We start from the raw sequence: 626 nt of genomic DNA on the forward strand, positions 1-626 counted from the left end.
CGCCGTGTGGTTGTACACCACGTCCATCACCACCCGCAGCCCGTCCCGGTTCAGCGCCTGCACCATCCGCCGGAACTCCACCGTCCGCGCCACACCGTCCGGATCGGTGGCGTACGAGCCCTCCGGAACGGTGTAGTGGAACGGGTCGTACCCCCAGTTGTAGGCGTCCTTCCCGGCCACCTTCCCCACACACTCCTGCTGCCGCTCCGAATCCGCCGGGAAAGACGCCAGGTCACAGTCCGGAACCGCCTGATCCGCCTTGCGCTCGGGAATCGTGGCGATGTCGAAGGCGGGCAGCAGGTGCACGTACGACGTCCCCGCCTCGGCGAGCGCCCGCAGGTGCCGGGAACCGTCGCTGTCCTTGTCGGTGAACGCCAGGTACGTGCCCGGGTGCCGGGAAGTGCGGTCCTCGACGGAGAAGTCCCGGATGTGCAGCTCCTGGATCTGCGCGTCCCGCAGCGGCACGGCCTTCGGCTTGCGCAGCTCCCGCCAGCCCGCAGGGGCCAGCGACCTGTCGTCCAGGTCCACGACCAGACTGCGCTCGGAGTTTGCGGTGAGCGCCACCGAGTACGGGTCGGTGACCTTGTTGGTGACCACCTCGCGCACGCTCGGCGCCCACACCTTCA

At 69.0% G+C, this 626-nt stretch carries 1 pseudogene; it reads right to left on the bottom strand.

What is annotated here, in order from left to right:
- A pseudogene (locus IH25_RS38225) lies at positions 1 to 626 on the bottom strand (pullulanase-type alpha-1,6-glucosidase); the annotation flags it as partial.

The organism is Streptomyces achromogenes subsp. achromogenes (assembly GCF_000720835.1).
Lineage (GTDB): Bacteria > Actinomycetota > Actinomycetes > Streptomycetales > Streptomycetaceae > Streptomyces > Streptomyces achromogenes.